The organism is Arthrobacter sp. PvP023, assembly GCF_017832975.1.
Classification (GTDB): Bacteria; Actinomycetota; Actinomycetes; order Actinomycetales; family Micrococcaceae; genus Arthrobacter.
The window spans coordinates 1,458,608-1,481,283 of sequence record NZ_JAFIBI010000001.1; the positions used below are offsets into that span (position 1 = coordinate 1,458,608).

Here is a 22,676-nt window from a genome sequence, read left to right on the forward strand (position 1 = left end):
AGAGAAAGTCACATGGAAAGCACCCCTGGCGTTAGCCGCAGGAAAGTCGTTTTGGCCGGCGTCTGGACGACGCCCGTCGTTCTGGCAGCTATTGCTACACCGGCCGCCGCCGCATCAGGACTTCGAACCATTTCACTCGTCAGCGAACTTGAACCCGTCGCCCCGGGTGAAACGTTCCTGCCGATCACCGTTCAGGTATCTGACAACGGTGGTGCCGTTGGGCAAGACGAGGGCGTTGTATTCCAAGTAACATCGGACAACGCTGCCTTCGAGGAGGGCGGTCCTGTTCAAGTTACCAACACATACGAAGATGGGCAGGCAACTGCCTTCGGCCTGATAGCAGGGGCTACCCCGGGCGTTGTCACGGTTTTCGTTTCCTCGGGCAGCGCAACCACCACGATCTCGCTGGAGATCGCTGAGTGACGCCTCACCTTCGACGGTCGGTCACTCTGGCCGCAGGCTTGGCGACCGTCCTGTTCACTGGGTGCGCGGGGGCGGGTCCGGGATCCGGTCCGGAGCCTTCTGCCTCCGGACAGGCTGCCCAATCCAGGGACAGCCTCGTCCTCGTTGGTGACCTGCCTTCACCGGTTTCCGCGGGGGAGGACTTCGCGCCGCTGAGTGTGGAGCTCCGGGACGCCAACGGAAAGGAAATCGCCGGAGTGACGGTGACGTTTACCGTCAAGAGTGGTGACGCTGCTTTCCCCGCCACTCTTGTTACGGATGTATCTGACGACCTGGGTGTTGCAACGGCCGCCGGACTCAAGGCAGGGGCTGCAACGGGAACGGTCGAGGTGGCGGTGGCTGCCGCTGAAAAGTCCACGACCATAAAGCTTGAGGTCAAGTAACCGGCCGGCCCGGTCCGGTCCGGTTACCTGACCCGGACGTGCTTACTTATTGCTGAGCCGGATTTCTTCCCGGAACTCGAGTGTTTCAGAGATTACTTGGTTATCCACATAGACGGTCAACCTCGCTAGGGCCACGCCGCTCTTCAAAGGAATGTCATCTTTGATGACTCCCACGACGGTGGTGGTCTGCGGATCGCCCGTGCAGGGGGTCGGACTTGTGCTTCCCGCGACTCCAACCGCCAGCCGGGATTTACTTACAAGTTGCTCAACATCGATCACCGATGTCGCAACGAATCCTGGCCGGCACGTATACGTGTAGGAAATCCTGAAGCCAAGGCCCTTGGCCAGCAGGGTACCGTTCCCAATATCAAGAACCTCGTTCGTTGCTGCAGCAGCAGGCGCGGCGGCTGCGAAGAGCCCCAATCCGCAGGTCATCATAAAGGCCGCCGTGGCCCGGGTATACATCTTCATTGATTTCTCCCTCGCTCAAACACTTCTGGTAGACGGGATGGGTCGCAGCCTACGGACCAGCAAGCCATCGTGCCAGAGTGTCCACTACCTGTCTTCGTCCACCTGCTGCGAAGCGGGTGTCGTTAATCGCCGGGCGCTGCGAGTCAGGGCACAGTGGGTCTATGTTATTTCGACGGCGGCGATCCCGCAGCAGCAGTGTGGCGGGGCCGTGGGCCGAAGAAAACGCCAAGGCCCTGTTCACGTACGAGATGCTCATTCAACGTGAAATGGAACAGGAAGCCATGCTGTGGGAAACGCCCACACTGGCCCTTACGGCCCAGGCATTTCTGCTCACCATCGCGCTCAATCATGAGGCAAGCCCTGTGGCTGTTTTTGCTTCGGCCGGACTGGGGCTCGTTGTTGCCGTCCTGTCCCTGCAGCTCATGGCCAAACATCGCTTCCTCAACGAGATGGACAAGACACTGATGCACCGCCTTGAAGAGGAATTGGGAATTTCCCATATCAGCAGGCGCAATTACTTCTTCACCAACAGGATTTATACAGTTCCGGAAACCCTGAGCGGTAACGGACACGGCGCTCCCAAAAAGCAAGGGTTTCTTGAGGCCCGGCAGAGCTATCGTTACTGGTTCAGGGGCGTGGCCCTTTTCGCCGTCGTAAATGTGGCGATCCTTGCGGCCCAGATCTGGTGGCCCGCGCTCCTCCACCCTGGTGTGGGTTAAGCGGACCCGCCCGGCGTCACACTTTCCATTCAGGAGTTCCTGCATGAATAACGGGTAGCAGCCACTCTATTTCACTTCTTGGTACACAGGGCAGCATGACCTTGTGACTTTTTCCGGATAGGAACGGGACGACGGGAAGCGATACAGCTATGTGTGGAATCGTAGGATACGTAGGTCATTCGTCAGGCCGGGTAAATGTTGGCCATAGCGCGTTGGACGTTGTCCTTGAGGGACTCCGCCGTCTGGAGTACCGGGGATATGACTCGGCGGGTGTTGCCGTGGTGTCGGACGGGACGATTTCGTCCCGCAAGAAGTCCGGAAAACTGAGCAACCTGCTCGCGGAACTGGAAGCGAAGCCGCTGCCGGATTCCGTGACCGGGATCGGGCACACCCGCTGGGCCACGCACGGCGGGCCCACGGACCAGAATGCGCACCCGCACCTGTCCGACGGCGGCAAGCTGGCCCTGATTCACAACGGCATCATTGAAAACTACGCCGAGCTCAAGCTGGAGCTCCTGGAGAAGGGCACTGTGTTCGCGTCCGAGACGGACACCGAGGTGGCCGCGGCGCTGCTGGGCGACATTTTCCGGAACCAGCTGAACGGCGAGGCTTCCAAGGGCGGGCTGACCAAGGCCATGCAGCTTGCCTGCCAGCGCCTTGAAGGCGCGTTCACGCTGCTGGCCGTGCACGCTGACCAGCCCGACGTCGTTGTCGCCGCCCGGCGCAACTCCCCGCTCGTGGTGGGCCTGGGGGAAGGCGAGAACTTCCTCGGCTCGGACGTGTCCGGCTTCATCGATTACACCCGCCGGGCCGTGGAGCTGGGCCAGGACCAGATCGTGACCATCACCGCGGACACCGTGGAGATCACCGACTTTTACGGGGCCCCGGCCCACGGCAAGGAATACCACGTTGACTGGGACCCGGCCTCGGCCGAGAAGGGCGGCTACCCGTCCTTCATGGAGAAGGAAATCCACGACCAGCCCGACGCCGTGGCCAACACCCTGCTGGGCCGCTCGGACCTTGACGGCAAGCTGACCCTCGATGAAATGCGCATCGACCCGGAGCACCTGAAGAAGATCAACAAGATCATCGTGCTCGCCTGCGGCACCTCCGCGTACGCCGGCCAGGTGGCCAAGTACGCCATCGAACACTGGTGCCGCATCCCCACCGAGGTGGAGCTCTCCCACGAGTTCCGCTACCGCGATCCGATCGTGGACGAGAACACGCTGATTGTGTCCATCTCGCAGTCCGGCGAGACCATGGATACCCTGATGGCCGTCCGCTACGCCAAGGAACAGGGCGCCAAGACCCTCTCCATCTGCAACACCAACGGCTCCACTATCCCGCGCGAATCGGACGCCGTGCTGTACACGCACGCCGGCCCGGAGATCGCCGTCGCGTCCACCAAGGCCTTCCTGGCGCAGATCACCGCCGCCTACCTGCTGGGCCTTTATTTGGCACAGCTGCGCGGCAACAAGTTCCAGGGTGAGGGCGAGATCAAGGACATCCTGGCCGACCTGGGCAAGGTCCCGGCGAAGATCCAGCAGGTCCTGGACCACGCGGACGAGATCAAGGAGCTGGCCCGGTCCATGTCCGGGGCCAAGTCGGTGCTGTTCCTGGGCCGCCACGTCGGGTTCCCGGTGGCCATGGAAGGCGCGCTCAAGCTCAAGGAACTTGCGTACATCCACGCCGAGGGCTTTGCCGCCGGCGAGCTGAAGCACGGCCCGATCGCGCTGATCGAGGAAGGCCAGCCGGTATTCGTGGTGGTCCCGTCCCCGCGCGGGCGAAACTCGCTGCACGCCAAGGTGGTCTCCAACATCCAGGAGGTCCGGGCCCGCGGTGCGAAAACCATCGTCATCGCCGAGGAATGCGACGAAGCGGTCAAGGCCTACGCCGAGCACGTCTTCTACATCCCGGAGACGCCCACGCTCCTCGCGCCCCTGCTGGCAGCCGTTCCGCTGCAGATCTTCGCCCTCGAACTCGCCACCGCCAAGGGATACGACGTGGACCAGCCACGCAACCTGGCCAAGAGCGTCACGGTGGAGTGAACGCCATGAAGATTACGCTGGATCTCGGGGACGGTTATGAAGCGTTGGACTGCCCGCATCAGTTTGTGGGCCGTTGCCAGGACTGCCAGTCAACCGGAGACATGGAGGCGGACATGGCCTGAGCCGCGGGCATTCCTTCAGGCTTCCACCAGCAAGCCGTGGGTAGAATCGAGGCCTACGATCGCCGGAACGCAGGAATACGGAGAACAGAATGTCGCGATGGATGGAGGTTGGCCAGGGCAACCATGTGCTGACCACCGAAGGCTCGAAGCTCAATACCGGACTCATAATCGGCGCCGAACGCGCCATGGTGATCGACACCGGCGGAGGACCCCGGCAGGGCCGGGAAATCCTGGCCGCAGTGCGCGAAAAGACCCAGCTGCCGCTGGTGGTGGTGAACACCCACGCCCACTACGACCACTTCTTCGGCAACGCCGTCTTCGCTTCCGACGGCGTCACGGAGTTCTACGCCCACGAGAACTGCGCACGTGAGATTGAGGAAAATGGGGACCGGCAGCGCCGCATGGTCGCCGCCCTGGAACCCGAAATGGCCGCAGGCGAAGGCGCCGACGCCGAACTGGTGGTACCCAACGCCATCGTGAAGGACCAGCCCGTCCTGGTGGACCTCGGCGGCCAGACCGTCACGCTCTTTTACCTGGGCCGCGGCCACACGGACGGCGACCTGCTGGTGGGTACCTCCACCACTCTCTACGCCGGCGACCTCGTGGAGCAGGGCTCGCACCCTTCCTTTGAGGATTCCTTCCCGGAGGAATGGGCCGACGCCCTGCGGCACCTCTCCGCCCTGCGGCACCGCTACGAATTCCTCATCCCGGGCCACGGCGAACCCTGCAGCGACCAGTTCGTGAAGACCATGGCCAACACCATGTCCACCGCCGTCCGCCAGGCCATCCAGTCCATCCGAGACACCCCCAGCGACGCCACCAAGGCCATCCCGGTGCTTCCCTACGGGCCGGAGCAGTCCCGCTGGTTCATCAAGCGGCTGCAGGAGACGCGGGCACACCATTAGCCGGTGACCAGGTAGCGCATGGATTCTTAATTGCCAGCGTTGATTCGCTTCGCGCCCGGTCTTCTCGCTGACGGAAAGCAGATGAGTTACATTCGTTCAGGTTATTGTCAGATTTGACTTGGGGGAATGAATGAAAAAGTCCGTATTAGTGAGGGGCCTCGGAGTCCTTTTGACATCTTTGGTTCTGGTGCCCGGAATAGTCGCTCCGGCGTACGCTGCGCCGGCAGCGCTGGCTGAAACAGCAAAGCCCGCCCTGGAATCGGACCCTTACCGGGCCGAGAAGACCGAGCTGTTCAACCGGATCAACGATTACCGGATAGAGAACGGGGTTGAACCCCTCACGTCGAACCCGGCCATCGCTACCGTCGCGCAGAATTGGTCGACCAAGACTGCTGATGCGGGAGGATTCAAGCACAACCCCGACTTTGCGAGCCAAATTCCTTCCGGGTGGTCTGCCGCCGGAGAGAACATCGCGGCTGATGACAGCCCGGAAGCAATCTTCCTGGGCTGGGTTTCTTCCGAAGGCCACCGGCTAAACATGCTTGATTCCAGGTTTACCGAAATCGGCATCGGTTACGCCTACCAGGGGAACCCCAAAGGCGAGTATCCCGGAACGTATTATGCAACGACAAATTTTGCTGCATACCCGCTGACCGTAACTGCCGCGCCGCCCATTTTCGCCGCGGCCAATTACACCATCCCTGACGTTCAGGGCATTCAGTACACGGCCAACGGTGAGGTCAAGGCCGCGGGGATGTACCCCGGCACCGGTACGGTCACGGTGACCGCCCGTGCAAAGCCCGGCTACGTATTGGCTGCAGGCTCTACTGCCGAATGGACGGCGACACTAAAGACAGAGCCGCACGCGGTCACGCCGGCAGCTGTCACATTTAGCGACCAGGAAGGTTCCGCAGAGGACACGTTCACGGTTCCCGCTACCGAAGGCGTGGAGTACCTGGTAGGTGGCAAAGTGGTTGCCGCCGGAACCCACCCGGGCGCCGGGACGGTCACCGTGACGGCGAGGGCGAAGACTGACTATCGCCTGGCCTCTGGTGCGGTGTCGGAATGGACCACGACCTTCAAAACCGCCCCCATCCACACTGCCACCCCCATCGACGCTAAGTACGATTCGATCGGCGGAGCTGCAACGCTTGGCCTGCCCAAAGGCCCCGAGGTGGGCAACGGCCGCGACAAGGGTGCGTACCGCGACTATGAGCGCGGCACCATCTACTGGTCAGAGGCCACCGGCGCACACGTCAACACAGGCGGCATCCGCTCCGTCTACGCGTCGCAGGGGTGGGAGACCGGCTTCCTCGGCTACCCCACCACCGATGAGGTGCGCGGACTGCGCGACGGCGGGGCGTACCAGTCGTTCCAGGGCGGCACCATCTACTGGTCCCCATCGACCGGTGCCCACATCAACACTGGCGGCATTCGCGCCGTGTACGCGTCGCAGGGGTGGGAGAACGGGTTCCTGGGCTACCCGACCACCGGCGAAATCCGCGGATTGCGCAACGGAGGCGTGTACCAGTCCTTCCAGGGCGGCACCATCTACTGGTCCCCAACCACCGGGGCCCGCATCAACACGGGAGCAATCCGCGGAGCCTATGCTTCGCAGGGCTGGGAGAACGGCTACCTCGGCTACCCGACTACGGACGAGGTCCGGGGGCTCCGTAACGGCGGGGCCTACCAGTCCTTCCAGGGCGGCACCGTTTACTGGTCCCCGGGCACCGGAGCGCAGATTAACCGCGGCGCCATCCGGACGGCGTACGCCTCGCAGGGCTGGGAGAACGGCTGGCTGGGTTATCCCGTGACCGGCGAGTACCCATCCGGCGGAGGCACCGCCCAGGACTTCCAGGGCGGCCGCATCTCGTGGACGCCCGGCGGAGGCGCCGTAGCCACCCGCCGCTAGCAGCGCGCCTGACGCACTTGCGGTCCACGACCGCCACTACGGGGGCAGTTATGATGTGCCTGTGATGAAGACTCGCGGGGGACGGTCCTCGATCCGCAGGAATGAGTGGTTCGCTTACGGCGGCCTGGGGCTTCTGGCTGTAGCGGCGTTCTGGGTGGCAGCCATAGCCCTGGCGCCGCGGCCGGTCCCGGAGGCCCTGGCCCCCACAGGCACCGTCTCCGCCGCCAGTATGACGGCGACGGCGGCGGCGACTTCGCCGTCTCCGTCGCCAACCACGACTACAGTCCCCGCCATCACCGTCCCGGACAACCCCAGCGTCCTGATCATGGGCGACTCCTACACCGCCAGCTGGGGTGCGGCGGCAGAGACCGACGGCTGGGCGCACGTGGTGGGATCGCTGATGAACGTGACACCGCTGATTGACGGGATTCCAGGCACGGGCTTCGCCTGGGGCGGCGGAGCCAACGGCGACGACGGGAACCAGTTCTCCGCCAGGCTCCAACTGATCGCAGCCGAGCGCCAATACACGCCCGATGTCCTGATCCTGCAAGGCGGACAGAACGACGCACTGCTCGGGGACGACGCCGCGGTCACCAAAGCGGTCACAAGCACGGTGACCCAGGCCAAGGAGCTGTGGCCCGGAATCCAGATTGTCATCATGGGTCCGACCGCCCCCGAGCCGCTGGCCGCCACCCTCAAGAAGACCAATGCCGCCGTCAGTGCCGGAGCACGTACTGCGGGCGTCCCCTTCATCGACGCATACGGCGAGCAGTGGTTTACCCCGGAGAACAGCGTCACCTTCAACACGGACGGCGCGCACGTCAATTCTGCCGGCCATAACCTGATCGCGGAGCGGTTCTACAGCCACTGGAGCGAGCTGACCACGTAACCATGCGGTCATCGCAAACGAATCTTCATAAGCTGGCTTACCATATGGCTTAGGCAGTCCGCATTTGCTCTTGCCCAAAGCCGGTGCGGGCTGCCGCCTACGTTGCCACCACACGAAAGATGCCGGCCCCCACCAGCCCCGCCAGGGGTGGAGCCGTTGCTACACTCGTGCTTGACGCGGATATCGCGGTCTCTCATTCCCACGGTCCGGCTCCTGGGGGCCGACGCCCGGCCCCTAGGATTTCGCGATGTTGCACTCTCTGCGCACCCGGCTCATTTCCCGCCTCCTGATTCCCGCTGTCGCAGCACTGCTGTGCGGCACGGCTGTCCCGATTCCAGCCACCGCCAGCGACAGCGCGGCGCTTCCTGCGGCCCCGGACGCCGGACGCCCGGCGGGCCTTGGCTCCGCCACGGACCAGTTCATCGTTAAGTTCAAGGCCCAAGCCGCAGCCGGTTCCGTGCTGCGGACCGAGTCCTACCGCAACGTGGCCGGCGACGCCGGCGTCAACCTGAGCGATATCCGCGGAACGGCGGGCGGCGCCCGCGTCCTGCGGGCTGAACGCGTGCTGGATGCCGGCCAAACCGCGAAGGCGCTGGCCGCGCTGACGGCGGACCCCGCCGTCGAGCACGCAGAGCCGGACACCAGGATGTACCCCGCCGCCGCCCCGAACGATCCCCTCTACCCGGAGCAGTGGTCGCTCTGGGATTCCGCCGGAGCGATGCGGCTGGCCGGTGCCTGGACCGCCAGCAAGGGCGCCGGCGTGGTGGTGGCTGTGGTCGACACCGGGATCACCAGCCACTCGGACCTGAACGCCAACGTGCTGCCCGGATACGACATGATGTCCGATCCCGCCTATTCCCGTGACGGTGACGGCCGCGACGCCAACCCCCGTGATGAGGGTGACTGGACCGCCGCCGGGATGTGCGGGGACGGCGCCCCGGCCAGCAGGTCCTCCTGGCACGGGACACAGGTGGCGGGCATCATCGCTGCCACGACCAACAACGGCAAAGGCATCGCCGGAGTGGCGCCCGAGGCGAAGGTCCTGCCGGTCCGGGCCCTGGGCCCGTGCGGCGGCTACCTGTCCGACATCACGGACGGCATCATCTGGGCCGCGGGCGGAAGCATCGCCGGACTGCCCTCGAATCCCACCCCGGCCCGCGTGATCAACCTGAGCCTCGGGGCACTCCAGCCGTGCTCCGCCGCGTTGCAGGATGCAGTGGACTTCGCATACAACACCGGGGCGGCAGTGGTGGCGGCATCGGGAAACCAGAACACGCCAGCCGCCTCGTCAAGCCCTTCCAACTGCCAGAACGTGATCTCCGTCGCCGCCGTTGCCCGAACCGGCCTCCTGGCGCCATACTCCAACTACGGATCCGTGGTAGACGTCGCGGCGCCGGGCGGTGACATGACGCAGACGACGGCGGACGGAATCGCGGTGGCGTTCAACACAGGCGCCCAGGCGGCCGGGGCCGAGGGATATGCCGTCTCCGAAGGAACCTCCGTGGCCGCCCCGCACGCCTCCGGACTTGCCGCGCTGCTGATGTCCCGGCTGGGGGACATGGCCACCCCCGCCAACGTGGAAGCACGGATGAAGGCTACGTCCCGGAAGTACGCCTGGGCCTGCATCACCAAGACCTGCGGAAGCGGCGTGGTAGACGCAACGGCAGCGCTCAGCTTCCAGACCGACCGGACCATCAGCGGGAGCACCCCGGGAGTAGGCGGCCAGGCCGTCGTCGGAAGCTATCTGACCGCCGTCGTCCGGAACTGGACCCCCGGCGACGTCGAATTTTCCTACCAGTGGCGCCGGAACGGCACCGCCGTCCCCGGAGCGCAGGCCGGGAGTTACCATCTGCAACCGGCCGACATCGGGGCGGTGCTGTCCGTAACGGTGACCGGAAGCCGGTTCTTCGGGACGAGCGTCTCCTTCACCTCGGCGCCCACCTCTCCGGTGGCGGATCCCATCGAAGTGAAGTACCAGGCCGCCGGAGGGGCCGCAGCACTCGGCCTGCCCAAGGGACCCCTCGTGGGCAACGGCCGCGACCAGGGCGCATACCGTGACTATGAGCGCGGAACCATCTACTGGTCCACCACTACCGGTGCCCATGTGAACACGGGAGCCATCCGTGCCGTTTACGCGTCGCGGGGGTGGGAGAACGGCTTCCTGGGGTACCCCACCACCGATGAGGTGGGCGGACTGCGCGACGGCGGGGTGTACCAGTCGTTCCAGGGCGGCACCATTTATTGGTCCCCGGGTACCGGCGCGCACGTCAACACGGGAGCCATCCGGACCGCCTACGCGTCGCAGGGGTGGGAGAACGGGTTCCTGGGGTACCCCACCACCGATGAGGTGCGCGGACTGCGCGACGGCGGGGTGTACCAGTCGTTCCAGGACGGCACCATTTATTGGTCGCCGGCCACCGGTGCGCATATCAACGCCGGTGGCATCCGTGCCGTCTACGCGTCCCAGGGGTGGGAGAACGGCTTCCTGGGGTACCCCACCACCGATGAGGTGCGCGGACTGCGCGACGGCGGGGTGTACCAGTCGTTCCAGGGCGGCACCATCTACTGGTCCCCGGCCACCGGTGCGCAGATCAACCGCGGCGCCATCCGTACCGCCTATGCAGCGCAGGGCTGGGAGAACGGGTGGCTGGGCTATCCGGTGACCGGCGAATATCCCTACGCCGGCGGCACCGCCCAGGACTTCCAGGGTGGCCGCATCTCCTGGACGGCGGGAAGCGGGGCGGTGGCCGCGCGCCGATAAGTGCCCGGCCGGCTTGTGCACCCTGGTGTTACGGACGTGACTCACGTGGCGCATGTGAGCAGTGATACATTCTGCTCAAGACCGTGTGGGGTATCTGAAGGAGCAGGCGGATGTTTGAAGGTGTCCCGGACGAGGACGCGTGGCGCAACTGCACCACGCTCGAAGGTGCTTGTGAGCTGACCGCCCACTGGCTGGAGGGCTCGCTCAGCTACGTACCCGGCTACGCCGCGCCCCAGTTCGCCGGCGATAACGGCCCGATGAGTGACACCCTGGCGGCCATCAACAGGCTGGGGTTCCTGACCGACGACTCACAGCCCGGGGCCGACGTGGCTGGCGGCTACGGGCAACGCGCCTTTGTGACGGGCCGCTGCACTGAGCAGGCAGCCGCCATCATTTCGGCGGTGCTGGTGGAAACGGAACTGGTGCTGTTGGCTTTCCCGCCGGGAGAATCCGGCAGCGGCCGGATCTGCGTGACCCTGGACGGCGCCCGGGAGTTCACGTGGCTGGGCACCTCCGGCGGACCCTCCTACGCCCATGAAACCTACACCGACTGGACTAACGAGACGCTCGCCAAGTCGCTGGCGGAGTGCTGGGAGCTGCAGATCTTTGACCCCGTATGGGGCAGGAACACCATGCTCATTCCGTTCCTGCAGAGGGCGCTAATTACCGCGAAGGGGTGATTGCCGGTCACCCCTCTCGCGTCGTTACACTATTTTGGGCAGCTGTGGGCCGGGTTGAACGCCGCGAACATGCCGTCCGGATTGTCCTTCCACACCCAGGCGTGCAGCGCGAAGGTGCCAGGGAACGGCCCGTCCTCAAAGTCCAGGCCTGCGATCTCCGGCCGCTCCGCAGCAGTGGACAGGAACTCCACCGCCACCAGCTTCATGCGTCCGCGCTCGTTGGGCATGTACACGAGAATCTCCGGCTTGCGGGCCTGGGTCTTGTCATCGATCAACGATTCCTTGGCGTAGTGGAAGCCCATGGCGCCGGTTCCAGGCTTATCGATGCACTCGGTGATCTTCTTGTACCCGTCGGCCTCGGCGTTTGCCAGCCAGCGGTACTCGTCGGTGACATCGCGCAGCGTCCTGACCAGCCTGCGCTGCTCCGAACTCTTCTTCCAGTCGTCACTCTTGTCCGAGCTGCTGTGCCCTGAGCCCTCGTGCCCCTCATGGGCGACTGCGGCTCCAGGGGTAAGGCCTACGGCCAGGACGGCCGCGGCGACCATGGACATCAGTCCGGTTTTGGTGCGATTCCTCATTTTTCTTCCAACCCTCTGAGACCCGAGATTTCATTGTTCGGTAAGGGACGCGAAACGCGGGGTGCGAGTTGCCCGCCTTCGCCAGGATGCCGGCGGACCCGATGGGAACTGCCGGTGAAGGGCCGCCCGGGTGGAGAACATCCATCGATTTGGGCGGCGATATAAGTATGCTCCTCAGCGTTGAGGGGGCGCTAGGTGTTGTGGGTGCGGAAATCTGCGGCGCACGAGTATTTGCTGCCGTGAAAGCACGTACCGCACACTCTGTCGGCAGTACCAGGTGGACCGTTATCGTCGAGGCATGACTACATCCAGCGTCACTCCGCGCGGCCGGCACAGGGCCGAACTTGTTGCAAAACCCCGAAGGGTCTGGCGGCCGTACGTCGGGCTGGCGGTCTTTTCCCTGATCGCCGTCGTCCTGAGCGTGGCCTTCACCCTCAGGTGAGCGAAGCGTCACAAACCGTTTGACTTGAGTTGCCCGAAACATTGTGCAGGTAACATCACCTGCGTCAGAACGGATCAGGTTTTTTGGGGGCCGCATGAGCATGCATTTTGCCAGGGATTCCCGGCGCGAACTCCGCCGCCGGCGGCGCCAGAGGCTCGCGTACATCGGGCTGGCAGCCCTGGCCGTGGCAACGGCCGTTGTGGTGGTCATGGCGCTCCGGCGCTGACTCCGGGCCCCACATGCGATAGCAAAGTCTTAGTTGACATCATTTGTCGTGCGCCTATACGGCGTTAGACAAGTCCGCGCCGCCCACGTAGGGTGAGGAGGGATCCGATACTGGGATCCCACCGTTCGTCGCAGCCGCCAGAGTCTTAAGTCCTGCAGGCCGCTTCGAGTGCAACGACGCATCCTGGAGGTAGTTCTGTGGCTCTGACCGACTATGCCTTTGCCTTGTGCGTTTTGATGGGCACCCTGTTCATTCCGTTTTCCGCTTTATACGTGATGCTCCGCCTCAAGCGCGGTGCCGCAGCGAAGCCCGTTCCCGTTAAGGTCCGCCGGTAATGCCCTACGTAGATATCAATCCCCACCGCTCCGGCCCCAAATGGCGCGGCTACGTCCTGCTCGGCGTTCTCCTGGTGCTCACCGCGGGCGTGGTGGCGGCGGCCCTGTTCCGGATTTAATAGGAGGCCCAACTGCGGGCGATTACCGCACGCTGAAGGGCTCGCTGTCTGCCGTAAGCCCCTCGCTGGTAACCCTCAGGATGCAGTCCCGCACGTTGCCCGAGACGGACAGGTTGTTGAAGGTGGCAGCACCACCGATTGCGTCGGCGTACAAAGGGTTCCCGGACAGACTGCCAGGGTTGGTCACCTTTGATATCACCACGCGTCCGGTGCTGGCGGTGAGGTTATCGAAGGCATCGACGATGTGTACCACTACCGGAGAGAGGTTCTGTCCTTGGCCGGCGAAGGCCGGCTGTTGGACGAACTTTAGTTTGCTCGCTGCAGCCGGGGTGATGGTGACGGGCTTTGGAGCAGCGGACAGACCCGTTGCGGAGGGCGTCAGATTCCACGAGCCAGCCATCCGGTCACCATAGAAGAACGACGCCGACGCGGACCCTGCCGGGATGGTCACAGTGGTGATGCTTGCGCCGCCGGCGGTCGCGGCGAACACCTTGGTGCCCGTGGAGTTCGACGCGAGCGACATTGTGGTGCTGCCCGCTGTCACGGGATTCGCGTATGCGTCACGGCGCTGCACGACAAATGGCCCGATGATGGCGGTGGTGGAGGCGGTGCCTGAAGAAGGTCCCGTGATCGAAAGCTGCGTGGCGGCCGCTGCCGTGACGGTGAACGGTGAGCTCACCATTCCGGCGTATCCCGGGCTGGTCGCAATCAGGGTGTAAGTGCCGGCCCTGGTGATGGTTAGTCCGCTGAACGTGACCTCACCCCAGCCGTTGGTGGAGGCCGTTACGGTTCCCGACAGCGTGCCGCCGCTGGGATTGCTTGCCACGCCGATGGTCACAGGGACATCGGATTTCCAGAAAGGCAGCCCGAAGGCGGTCCTTAGTTCCACGGTGAATGCCGGCAAGGCGCTACCTGCAATTACCGACGCCGCAGGCTGGATGCCGAAGCGAAGGTCATTGATGCTGGACACTGTGACGTTCCCGCTGGTTGCGCTGACGGCAGTCCAGGAGCGGTGAACCGCAGTTACCACGTACCTGTGGGTGCCTTCAGGCACTGAGGGATCCGTGCAGGACGTACCTGTAACCGGCGCTGCCGTGCTGCTACCGCAGGCAGCAACTGCCGTGGTGCCCGTGACCCGGGTGACGAAATATCCCGTGGGAACAGTGGGGCCGATGGATGCTGTCCAACTGACCGCAACGTTGGAGTTGCTGCTTGAGGGGACCGTCACGTTGGTGGGCCGTGCCAGGGTGGCAACTGCCGCCGTCGTGCTTCCCGTCCCGGAAGCCGGCCAGTATGCGGAAGCTGCCGAGGCGCCCAGGAGTGCCACCAAAATCATGGCGACACCTGCCGCCGCGCTGCGGCCGAACAGCCGCTTAAGCAGCACCAGCTCCCGCCGGGGGCCCTTAAGGGCTTCGGGGGAGCTGGTGGTGCGCCTGCCGTGCATTCGGACCTTCTCGAGGTTGGCTCGGGGGGATGACGGGAAAGGGGACGCTCACCATTGGGGGATGAGCGTGCCGGTATGGAGGAGGAAGAACGTGAGTGCGTTGCCTCTTCAGCTTGCGGCGAAGTGCAGGGGAACCGTGGCGCCCTTGCAGCCGTCCTGATTGGTATCAGCCAGGTTCTTCATCTGCAGGGTCACAGTTCCGGTGACGCTCTTGCCGGGTTCGATCTCGGTCTGCGTGAAGGTGGGCTTGCCGACGGTGAAGTCCGCGGCGGAGCAGCCCTCAACGGAAGTCCAGGGGGTGCCCTTGTCCCCGGCGACCGTCACAGCCACGGCGGAAAGCTTCTGCACGCCGCTTCCCGGGTTGGTGACGACGAAGGTGACCTTCTGGGTTGGGCCGCCGGGGGACAGCGGCTCGCCTTCGATGGAGCTGGTGATGGTGAAATTCTCGGTTGAACCGGCCCCGGTGGTGGTGTCGCCGGTGCCCGTTGCACTCCAGTATGCGAAAGCCGCGCCGCCGCCGATGGCCAGCATGGCTGCGGTGGTGATGATGATGCGCTTCTTGCGTCCAGCTACTTTGCTCATTGAGTTCCCCTTGAACTTGTGCGGTGTATCCGCAGACCCTCGAGGCCTGGGTGGCTCCGATAGATCGAGTCTCCGGGAGCACCATCAAGTCGGTTCAAAGAAATGATCAAGATTCACTAAAGGTTCTTTTTGTCACTTCTGTAACCGCTGTAACAGGGAAATTTTGCGCTAGGTTTGGGCTTCGGCCCGGGCCTGCTGGGAATCCGTAAGGTGCGCGATGTGCTGCTCAAGGTGCCGGCGCAGGTCCACCTCGACGTCGCGCTCGGGGCGGGGGAGTCCACGCACCAGCTCTTCGGCAGTCCGCAGCACGGACCGCCCCCGGGGCGTCAGCCTGACGCTCCGGCTCCTGCCGTCACCCGCGCCGCGTTCCTTGGTGAGGAGGCCCAGGTCCTTCAGCCGGTCCAGGATCTTCCCCAGGCTTTGAGCGGTTATTCCGAGCTCGTCTGCCAGGCAGTTCTGGGTGGCGGGGCCCAGCTCCTCCACGCAATCAAGAGCGTCGAAGGACGACTTCGTGAGGCCCAGGCCAACAAGCTGCCGGTTGATTCTGCGCTCGTCCAGCCGCGCCGCCGTCGACAATAAGCGGTGGGTGGACCATCCTGCCGGTCTGTTCTGCTGGGCCAAAGCCATGTGCGTGTTGCCTGCCTTCCGGGAGACCGCGGCTGGGGGCACGGTGACGGTTTTGTTGGTTAAACCTCACTCCAATACTAAGCATGATTACTATTAGATCGTAAGCATCCTGAATAGTCGGGTGTTTCGCCACCGAGGGTCGAGTAACCCAGAAAGGCAGAAATGCTTCTACTGTTCGGCCTCAAGACCGTCCTGCGGGCACTGCCCGGCAGGCACTCAGCGTGCCGCTATTGCGGCCAGTACGTGGAGCAGCACCTCGAGGAACGGGCCTCCAAATTCACGGTGTTCTTCGTTCCGATCTTCACCATGTCCCGCACGTACCGCATCATGTGCTCCAACTGCGGCCAGCGATCGGCGCTCTCGAAGAAGGGGATGAAGGCGCTGCCGCGATAGGGGGGGCGGTGCCCGGAGGACGGCCGTAGTCCGGGCGCGCAAAAGGCCGGTTCCCCGGTCAGCCTCCAAGGCTGACCGCAAACCGGCCTCTCGTCGTCGTGCTTCTACTGGACCTGCGGCCGCTAGACCAGAACCGGGCGGGTGGCCAGGATATAGTCCGCGGCGGCGGCCCCGGTCATGCGCAGGCGGCTGTCCGTGGACCTGATCCTGCGGGTCTTCATCTCCGACCAGAAGTCCCCGGCGGATGCCGGGACGAACTGATTGAGCATGCACCAGCTGGTGTACAGCCCGTAGAGCTGGTCTTTCCTGAGCGACGCGCCGCCGTCATGGTCCGGAGCGGTGGCTTCGCTGAGAAAACGGTCAATCTTTGAAACGCCCATGGTTGGCTCTCTTCCGTACCGTGCATCATGTGCCGCCGTTCGGCTACAGCAGCTGCACCTCAGATCACTGCACAAGGCCTGAGGTGGCTCACGCCCTTGACTAGCAGCAGTGATGAGGTGAATCCGGAAGTCTGAAACTATTCCCTGCGGAGACATCTACACTGTAGACACTAGGCGTAGACTACGAGTTAAGCAAGAGTGAACATCCGAATGCAATCACCCCGCGCCATCCCGAGCTAAGGACCAACCGCCATGCCAGCCCCGCAGGATACCGATTCCAGAAGAAGGCTGAACCGGGAGGAAGTCCTCAAGACAGCGCTCGAGCTGGTGGACTCCGAAGGGCTCGAGGCCCTGAGCATGCGGCGGCTGGGCCAGGCCCTGGACCGGGACCCGATGGGCCTGTATCGCTACGCCGCCAACCGTGCCGACCTCCTGGACGGCATTACCGAACTCGTCCTCAATGAGCTGGCGATCTTCCCGACCGACCCTGACTGGCAGGCCCAGCTGCGCCGGATTGCCCACGACCTCCGGCTCCTGGCGCTCCGGCACCCGAACGTTGTGCCGCTGCTGGTGACGCGCCCGCTGTCCACGCCGCTGGGTCTCCGGCCGCTGGGGACGCTTCGGCCATTGGAGCAGATCCTCGGACTGCTCATCGAGGCGGGCTTCGAGCCGAACGACGCCCTCCACGTTTACCGCGCGTATTACGGATTCCTCTACGGCCACATCCTGAACGAACTTCAGGAGTTCATTGTGGACCCGGAAGAAAACGTGGCCCTGCTCCGGCTAGGCCTCCACCGGCTCCCGGCGCGGGACTTCCCCCACCTGCGCGAGCTCGCACCGGTGCTGGCGGACTACGACGGAGAGGCGGAACTGGACGAGGGCATCAGCATCCTGCTCTCCGGGCTCGCCAAGAGACTGACGGGCGGGGAGTAGCGGCCGGCTAGGCGTCGAAGTGGGTCCGGACGTCGCCGCCGGCGAGGTTGGCCAGCATCTCCTCGGCCACCGTGCGCAGCTTCTGGTTGCGGTTGCTGGACACCTTGGTGAGGATGGCCATCGCCTCGGCCTGGGTGCAGCGGTTCTGGCCCATGATCACACCGCACGCCAGGTCGATGGACGTGCGGCTCTCCATCGCGGCGGCAAGGTCATCCGCCAGTGACTGCGCCGTGCCCAGCTTCACCGACAGGCGCACGGCACCGCCGGCGAGATCCGCAAACTCCACGGCCTCCCGGATGACGGGAGCGGTGAAGACGCCTGACTCGAACGCGAAGAAGTTCAGCGCCGCGGCCGCATCCTCGCCGAGCTCCAGCGGAACACCCAGGGTGGCCCGGCAGCCCTCATCCGCCAGCGCTTTCCGGTATTCCGGCCAGCGCGGATCCTTGTCCACGTCGGCCAGCAGCACCGGCTCCTTGACCCTGAGCGCCTCGATGCACGGACCGTCCCCGATGCGCTGTTCGATCTCATCCAGGAGGACCGCCTTCGGGCTGCTCCCGGCCACGGTAAAGGTCCGGCGCCGCCGCTTCAGCGTGACGCCGCACTCGATGGTGCCGGAGGTGTCACGGCTCAGCGCACCTGCCGCCATGACGGACAGCCGCTCCAGGAACTCGGCAACATTCTGGGTGCCGACAATAAGGTCCTGAAGTTCCAGGACGCGTTCGTGCTCGGGAGAGTTGGCCATGCCTCAATGTAAAGCGCACGCCCCTCCGGAGCAACTGTGTGCGCTTTCTCTCCGGCGATATGTGGGGGACTTTTGGCCTATTGCGCCTAGAATTGCTGTTTGACCGAAGCCCTAAAGAGCCGTTGCACGCTTTGCCGAATGTCCTGGGGGGACGAACATGCCCGAATCGGCCGATAAGAACGCACGCGCCACTGCAAAGAATGCAGGGCAGCCCCAGACGCGCCGCCGCCGCGACCTCCGTCGCCCGGCTGGTGCATCTTCGGATGCCCGGACAGGAACCATGCCCGCCGCTGCCACCCCGAACAACAGCCGCACCGCGCCCACCCGGCGGAGTTCCTGGGCCGAAGCGGCAGCCGTCGCCGACGCGCAGGCTCAAGCGGAAGCAACTCCCGAGGCTCCCGCGGCAGCTCCCGCCCCGGTGCCGGCCTCCGTTCCTGCCTCGGTTCCCGCGCAGCCGGCGGACCAGCCGGCCGTGCAGCCCGCGGCGCGGCCGGCCACCTCCCGCAGGGGTGCCGTCCCCGCGGAACCCAGCGCGCCGCCGTCGAACGTTTCCCGCCAGGCCGCCAAACTGGCCGCAGCGGACGCGCCCATCTCCGACTTCATCACCCCGCCAGGTTCCTTTGTCCGCGAACAGAAGCCGCGCCCCCGCGGCGGCTTCCGCGGCGCCCTCTACGCCATGACCGGCGGGGCCATCAACCTGGGCCCCGGCCCCCGGCAGCGCGAAGAGGACGAGCTGGGCCGGCGCATCTCCCGCCAGCTGCAGGGCAGCTACAACACCGCAGTGCTCAGCCTCAAGGGCGGCATCGGCAAGACCTCCACCACCGTGGGCGTGGGCCTGACCCTCGCCGAATTCCGCGGCGACGCCCCCTGCGCCATCGACGCCAACCCGGACTCGGGCGACCTCGTGGAGCGCGCACTGGGCGAAGGCATCTACCAGCAGTCCAGCCCGCGCACCATCACGGACCTGCTCAAGAACATCGAATCCGTTGATTCCCTGACGGCGCTGGCCCGCTACATGCACCACGCCGGCCGCCTGCACCTGATCGCGGGGGAGCAGGACCCGGAAGTGTCCGACTCGCTCACTGCCGAGGAATACCTCCGCATCCGCAAGCTGATCTCCGGCTACTACTCCGTGGCCCTGACCGACTGCGGCACCGGCGTGACGCACAATGCGATGAGCGGGATCCTGCAGTCCGCGGACAACCTGGTGATCGCCGCCGGGTACGCGGTGAGCGGCGCCAAGCGCGCCCGCAGCACCCTGCAGTGGCTCGCCAGCCACGGCTACGAGGACCTGGCCCGCAACGCCATCGTGGTGATCACGGACAAGGACGAGGTCTCCTCCCGCGTGGACAAGGACGCCATCGAGGAACACCTCTCCGGCATCTGCCGGCAGCTGATCGCCGTTCCCCACGACCGCGGAGTGGCCGACGGCGACCTGGTCACCCTGGATGTGCTCAAGCCGGAGACGCGGCGCGCCTACAAGGAAATCGCGGCCGCGATTGTGGACGGGTACGTTTAGGCGCTCCAGGCTACTGCCAGGAAGGGCCCACCGGCCCTTGGCGTGCACAGATCCTGAGGATTTCCGCACTGACGCTGACAAGTGACTGCTTGCTGGACCTGGACAGATGCATCAGTTCCTCAAGGGCGCGCTCCGGGCCGTATCCGTGCCGCTGCATCAGGATCCCCTGGGCGCGGTGGGTGGTATCCCGGCTGTGCAGGGCCGCAGTAACCACTTCCGTGAAGCGGCGCGGGGTGTCAGAACCTTGGATGTGGTCCAGCAGCGTGGCGGCGGGAACGGCGAATTTTTCCAGGGAGCGGGCTGCGGCATCGTCGAAGGCTCCGGGCTGCGGTGAGTAGACCTTCAAAGACCCCAGGCACCTGCTGGCGACCACGAGGGGCGAGCTGATCACGGACTTTATGGAGAGATCCCTGGCGGCCTTGGACCAGAGGGGCCAGCGGTCATCGGTTCCGGCGTCGTTGACCAGGACGGTGCGTTGGGACTCCCAGGAGTGCAGGCAGGGTCCCTGGCCGAGCTCGTACTGCGCCGCGTCCGCATTGACCACCACAGTGTCCGTGGGCCCTGCGCTGGACAGGCCGCCTTCTTCGTCCACCAAAGACACGCCCGCGCCGGAGCATCCCGGGAAAGCGTCGCGGACACCCTCGGCGAGCAGCTGCACGGCGCGCTCCACCTTCTCCTGGGTCAGGAGCAGGCCCTTGACGCGGGCGAGTGTGAACGTGATTTCATCGAGGGGGAGATGCCGTGGCATGAGCGCCAACCTTCTGCATCAGGACATGTAACGTCCTGGTAGGTGCCCCCTGCTGGGCCGGGACCGGTAACAGGTCCGTAACCAGCATAACCCTCCCGCGGGCTGCCCTTGCTCCGGGACTGCATCGGTGCAGAGCCTCCGATCACTTCCGGCGGGTGAGAATCTCCCCGCTGTTGGCGAGGTGTGCGGCCACGTCCCTGAGCTTCATGTTCGATTCCGAGCTCGCCTTGGTCAGCACCAGGAAGGCCTGTTGGGGCGTGATTTTGAACCTCTCCATCAGGATCCCCTTGGCCTGGCCAATCAGGTCCCGGGTGTCCAGGGCCTGGGTCAGCTGCGCGATTTCCTTGGCGTCGGAGAACGCGATGGCAGCGTGGGCAGCCACGAGCAGTGCGATCTGTTCCGATTCGTCGTCGAAGACGTTCACGTCCTGGCCGTAAAGGTTCAAGGCGCCCAGTTTGTCCCCCTCCACGAAGAGCTGGATGGAGAGCATGCTGCGGGCGCCAAGGTCGTAGGCCGCCTTCGCGAAGCCGGGCCACCGTTTGTCCTTGCCCATGTCGGGAACCCGCACGACGCGTTCGTCATAGGCTGCCTCCAGGCAGGGACCCTGTCCCATCTCACTTTGGAGCGCGTCTATTTTGACCGGAAGTTCGCCCGAGGCAGCCCGGGACTCGATCGTGCGGCGGCCGGTCACCAGGCTGATGGAGGCCTCCGCGACGTGCGGGACCAGTTCCAGGGCGGCGTGGACAATGCTCGTCAGGATCGCTTCGGTGTCCTGTTCCTGCTGCAGGTCCCGGGCAAGATCGCTGAGCCGGCCAGCCAGCCCGCCGCTGGCCGCCGGTGGCCCTTCGACAGGTTCACGCGTGCTGGCGGACTTCGATGTCATGGGTCGTCCTTAACCGAGGGATTGCGACAGAGATTATGAGGCGATATCTGATCCTAAGCCCGGAAGGGGACGATGCGGGAGGGGAGGATGTGTGGGGTTCGGGGCGGGTGGTCCGCGGCGGTATTGCCCGGGCCTGCATAGGATGAAAGGGATGACCTCCGCACAAGCAACCAAAGCCTTCAGCCTCCGCAGCATTGCCGTCCCCGCGTTCGGACCGGCGCTGCTGTTCTGCATCGGCGAAGGGGCGGTGCTTCCGGTGGTGGCGCTTTCCGCCCGCGACCTCGGCGCCTCCGTGGCGGTGGCCGCGCTGATCGTCACGCTGATCGGCCTGGGGTCATGGTTCTTCAACCTGCCGGCCTCCCTGATCACCCTGAAATTCGGCGAACGCTGGTCCATCGTCGGCGCCGCCGCGGCCGGTGCCCTGGCGCTGACGGCGGCAGCGCTGTCCTCGGTGATTCCCGACGGCCTGTGGCTGCTCGCCGCGGCGATGGTCGTCGTCGGGATGGCCGCCAGCGTCTTCAGCCTGGCCCGGCAGAAATACCTGACCGAGGCCGTTCCCGTCGCCTTCCGCGCCCGCGCCCTGTCCACGCTGGGCGGCGTGAGCAGGATCGGCATCTTCATCGGACCTTTCGTAGGCGCCGGCGTGATGCAGTTTGCCGGGATCAGCGGCGCGTACTGGGTGGGCGTTGCGGCCATGGCGGCGGCCGCCGTCCTGTCCGTCACCATCCCGGACCTGCCGCCCGCGCCGGGTTCCGCCGACGGGAACCGCGGACCGGAACCCACCATGCGCGGCATCGCCAGGTCCCACGCGGGGGTGTTCCTCACCGTGGGCGCCGGGATCCTGCTGCTCAGCGCCCTGCGAGCGTCCCGGCAGGTGGTCATCCCGCTCTGGGCGGACAACCTGGGCATGGACGCCACGCACGCCTCGCTGATCTATGGACTCTCCGGGGCGATCGACATGCTGGTGTTCTACCCGGCCGGCAAGCTCATGGACCGCAAGGGCCGGCAATGGGTGGCCATCCCGTCCACGGTAATCATGGGCACCGCCCTGATGCTCATTCCGCTGACGGGCAGCTTCGTGGGCCTATTGCTGGCGGCCCTGCTGATCGGGTTCGGCAACGGCATCAGCTCCGGCCTCATCATGACCCTCGGCGCCGACTTCTCCCCGGACCGCGGCCGCGGCCAGTTCCTGGGACTCTGGCGCTTCATCGCCGACGCCGGCGCCACCGGCGGCCCGGTCCTCCTCTCCGGCGTCACCGCCGCAATCTCACTCGGGGCCGGCGTTTGGGCCACCGGAGTGCTGGGGTTCGCCGCCGCCGTCGTCTTCGCCATCACGATTCCGCGGCTCAAGCACCGCCGGAACTACTAGCCGA

24 protein-coding genes are annotated in these 22,676 nt (G+C 65.1%); 15 read left to right on the plus strand and 9 right to left on the minus strand.

The window, feature by feature from the left end; translation table 11 throughout:
- Positions 1–12: 12 nt before the first annotated feature.
- Both JOE31_RS06730 and JOE31_RS06735 read left to right on the plus strand, forming a co-directional pair.
- Positions 13–423 carry a hypothetical protein gene (locus JOE31_RS06730; RefSeq protein ID WP_209742779.1) on the plus strand — a complete coding sequence of 137 codons (411 nt, stop codon included), beginning with the start codon at positions 13–15 and terminating at the stop codon, positions 421–423.
- Positions 420–845, plus strand: coding sequence for an Ig-like domain-containing protein (locus JOE31_RS06735; RefSeq protein WP_209742781.1), 426 nt, complete (start codon positions 420–422; stop codon positions 843–845). Before JOE31_RS06730 ends, JOE31_RS06735 begins: the two co-directional genes overlap by 4 nt.
- Before the next feature lie 42 nt (positions 846–887).
- Here the strand turns inward: JOE31_RS06735 and JOE31_RS06740 are convergent, their stop codons facing one another.
- The gene (locus JOE31_RS06740) at positions 888–1,316 is read right to left on the minus strand and encodes a hypothetical protein (protein WP_209742783.1); all 429 of its coding nucleotides are present in this window, start codon (positions 1,314–1,316) and stop codon (positions 888–890) included.
- Between the two features lie 197 nt (positions 1,317–1,513).
- On the opposite strand from JOE31_RS06740, the gene JOE31_RS06745 reads away from it, so the two are divergent.
- The 7 genes from JOE31_RS06745 to JOE31_RS06775 all read left to right on the plus strand — a co-directional run bounded on the left by JOE31_RS06745 (position 1,514) and on the right by JOE31_RS06775 (position 11,352).
- Positions 1,514–2,035, plus strand: a complete 522-nt coding sequence (locus tag JOE31_RS06745; RefSeq protein WP_209742785.1) for a hypothetical protein — start codon at positions 1,514–1,516, stop codon at positions 2,033–2,035.
- Between the two features lie 149 nt (positions 2,036–2,184).
- A complete protein-coding gene (gene glmS / locus JOE31_RS06750; protein WP_209742787.1) occupies positions 2,185–4,083 on the plus strand; it encodes a glutamine--fructose-6-phosphate transaminase (isomerizing) in 1,899 nt (632 codons plus the stop codon).
- A gap of 211 nt (positions 4,084–4,294) precedes the next feature.
- Entirely contained in the window at positions 4,295–5,110 is an 816-nt protein-coding gene (locus JOE31_RS06755; protein WP_209742789.1) for an MBL fold metallo-hydrolase, read from the plus strand.
- A 169-nt stretch (positions 5,111–5,279) separates the two neighbouring features.
- The gene (locus JOE31_RS06760) at positions 5,280–7,022 is read left to right on the plus strand and encodes a CAP domain-containing protein (RefSeq protein ID WP_209742791.1); all 1,743 of its coding nucleotides are present in this window, start codon (positions 5,280–5,282) and stop codon (positions 7,020–7,022) included.
- Positions 7,023–7,086: 64 nt separating this feature from the next.
- A complete protein-coding gene (locus JOE31_RS06765) occupies positions 7,087–7,911 on the plus strand; it encodes an SGNH/GDSL hydrolase family protein (RefSeq protein WP_209748198.1) in 825 nt (274 codons plus the stop codon).
- 247 nt (positions 7,912–8,158) lie between these two features.
- On the plus strand, positions 8,159–10,672 hold the full coding sequence (locus tag JOE31_RS06770; RefSeq protein WP_209742793.1) for a S8 family serine peptidase: 2,514 nt from the start codon (positions 8,159–8,161) through the stop codon (positions 10,670–10,672).
- Positions 10,673–10,782: 110 nt separating this feature from the next.
- Positions 10,783–11,352: a hypothetical protein gene (locus JOE31_RS06775; RefSeq protein WP_209742795.1), complete on the plus strand. Its 570-nt coding sequence runs from the start codon at positions 10,783–10,785 to the stop codon at positions 11,350–11,352.
- Positions 11,353–11,381: 29 nt separating this feature from the next.
- Here JOE31_RS06775 and JOE31_RS06780 read toward each other — a convergent pair whose 3' ends face one another.
- Positions 11,382–11,930 carry a hypothetical protein gene (locus JOE31_RS06780; RefSeq protein ID WP_209742797.1) on the minus strand — a complete coding sequence of 183 codons (549 nt, stop codon included), beginning with the start codon at positions 11,928–11,930 and terminating at the stop codon, positions 11,382–11,384.
- A 298-nt stretch (positions 11,931–12,228) separates the two neighbouring features.
- Here JOE31_RS06780 and JOE31_RS06785 point away from each other — a divergent pair, with 298 nt between their 5' ends.
- Complete coding sequence (locus tag JOE31_RS06785; protein ID WP_209742799.1) at positions 12,229–12,372, plus strand: hypothetical protein; 144 nt, start codon at positions 12,229–12,231, stop codon at positions 12,370–12,372.
- Between the two features lie 94 nt (positions 12,373–12,466).
- A complete protein-coding gene (locus JOE31_RS21690) occupies positions 12,467–12,598 on the plus strand; it encodes a hypothetical protein (protein ID WP_280872659.1) in 132 nt (43 codons plus the stop codon).
- 476 nt (positions 12,599–13,074) lie between these two features.
- Here JOE31_RS21690 and JOE31_RS06790 read toward each other — a convergent pair whose 3' ends face one another.
- From JOE31_RS06790 to JOE31_RS06800, 3 genes are all read right to left on the minus strand, one after another.
- Positions 13,075–14,496 carry a carboxypeptidase-like regulatory domain-containing protein gene (locus JOE31_RS06790; RefSeq protein ID WP_209742801.1) on the minus strand — a complete coding sequence of 474 codons (1,422 nt, stop codon included), beginning with the start codon at positions 14,494–14,496 and terminating at the stop codon, positions 13,075–13,077.
- Between the two features lie 108 nt (positions 14,497–14,604).
- Positions 14,605–15,078, minus strand: a complete 474-nt coding sequence (locus JOE31_RS06795; protein WP_209742803.1) for a hypothetical protein — start codon at positions 15,076–15,078, stop codon at positions 14,605–14,607.
- Positions 15,079–15,246: 168 nt separating this feature from the next.
- On the minus strand, positions 15,247–15,747 hold the full coding sequence (locus tag JOE31_RS06800) for a MarR family winged helix-turn-helix transcriptional regulator (protein ID WP_209742805.1): 501 nt from the start codon (positions 15,745–15,747) through the stop codon (positions 15,247–15,249).
- Positions 15,748–15,867: 120 nt separating this feature from the next.
- On the opposite strand from JOE31_RS06800, the gene JOE31_RS06805 reads away from it, so the two are divergent.
- Positions 15,868–16,098 carry a zinc-ribbon domain-containing protein gene (locus tag JOE31_RS06805; protein ID WP_209742807.1) on the plus strand — a complete coding sequence of 77 codons (231 nt, stop codon included), beginning with the start codon at positions 15,868–15,870 and terminating at the stop codon, positions 16,096–16,098.
- A gap of 122 nt (positions 16,099–16,220) precedes the next feature.
- Here the strand turns inward: JOE31_RS06805 and JOE31_RS06810 are convergent, their stop codons facing one another.
- Entirely contained in the window at positions 16,221–16,478 is a 258-nt protein-coding gene (locus JOE31_RS06810) for a hypothetical protein (protein WP_209742808.1), read from the minus strand.
- A gap of 252 nt (positions 16,479–16,730) precedes the next feature.
- On the opposite strand from JOE31_RS06810, the gene JOE31_RS06815 reads away from it, so the two are divergent.
- A complete protein-coding gene (locus JOE31_RS06815; RefSeq protein WP_209742810.1) occupies positions 16,731–17,411 on the plus strand; it encodes a TetR/AcrR family transcriptional regulator C-terminal domain-containing protein in 681 nt (226 codons plus the stop codon).
- A gap of 7 nt (positions 17,412–17,418) precedes the next feature.
- Here the strand turns inward: JOE31_RS06815 and JOE31_RS06820 are convergent, their stop codons facing one another.
- On the minus strand, positions 17,419–18,153 hold the full coding sequence (locus JOE31_RS06820) for a GAF and ANTAR domain-containing protein (RefSeq protein ID WP_209742812.1): 735 nt from the start codon (positions 18,151–18,153) through the stop codon (positions 17,419–17,421).
- Positions 18,154–18,310: 157 nt separating this feature from the next.
- On the opposite strand from JOE31_RS06820, the gene JOE31_RS06825 reads away from it, so the two are divergent.
- Positions 18,311–19,672, plus strand: a complete 1,362-nt coding sequence (locus tag JOE31_RS06825; RefSeq protein ID WP_209742814.1) for a MinD/ParA family protein — start codon at positions 18,311–18,313, stop codon at positions 19,670–19,672.
- A 10-nt stretch (positions 19,673–19,682) separates the two neighbouring features.
- On the opposite strand, the gene JOE31_RS06830 is transcribed toward JOE31_RS06825, so the two are convergent.
- Both JOE31_RS06830 and JOE31_RS06835 read right to left on the minus strand, forming a co-directional pair.
- Entirely contained in the window at positions 19,683–20,420 is a 738-nt protein-coding gene (locus tag JOE31_RS06830) for a GAF and ANTAR domain-containing protein (protein WP_209742816.1), read from the minus strand.
- A 142-nt stretch (positions 20,421–20,562) separates the two neighbouring features.
- Positions 20,563–21,303 (minus strand): GAF and ANTAR domain-containing protein, encoded by a 741-nt coding sequence (locus tag JOE31_RS06835; RefSeq protein ID WP_209742818.1) that lies wholly within the window; start codon positions 21,301–21,303, stop codon positions 20,563–20,565.
- A 151-nt stretch (positions 21,304–21,454) separates the two neighbouring features.
- Between JOE31_RS06835 and JOE31_RS06840 the strand changes: the two genes are divergently transcribed.
- Complete coding sequence (locus JOE31_RS06840; protein ID WP_209742820.1) at positions 21,455–22,672, plus strand: MFS transporter; 1,218 nt, start codon at positions 21,455–21,457, stop codon at positions 22,670–22,672.
- Positions 22,673–22,676: the final 4 nt, after the last annotated feature.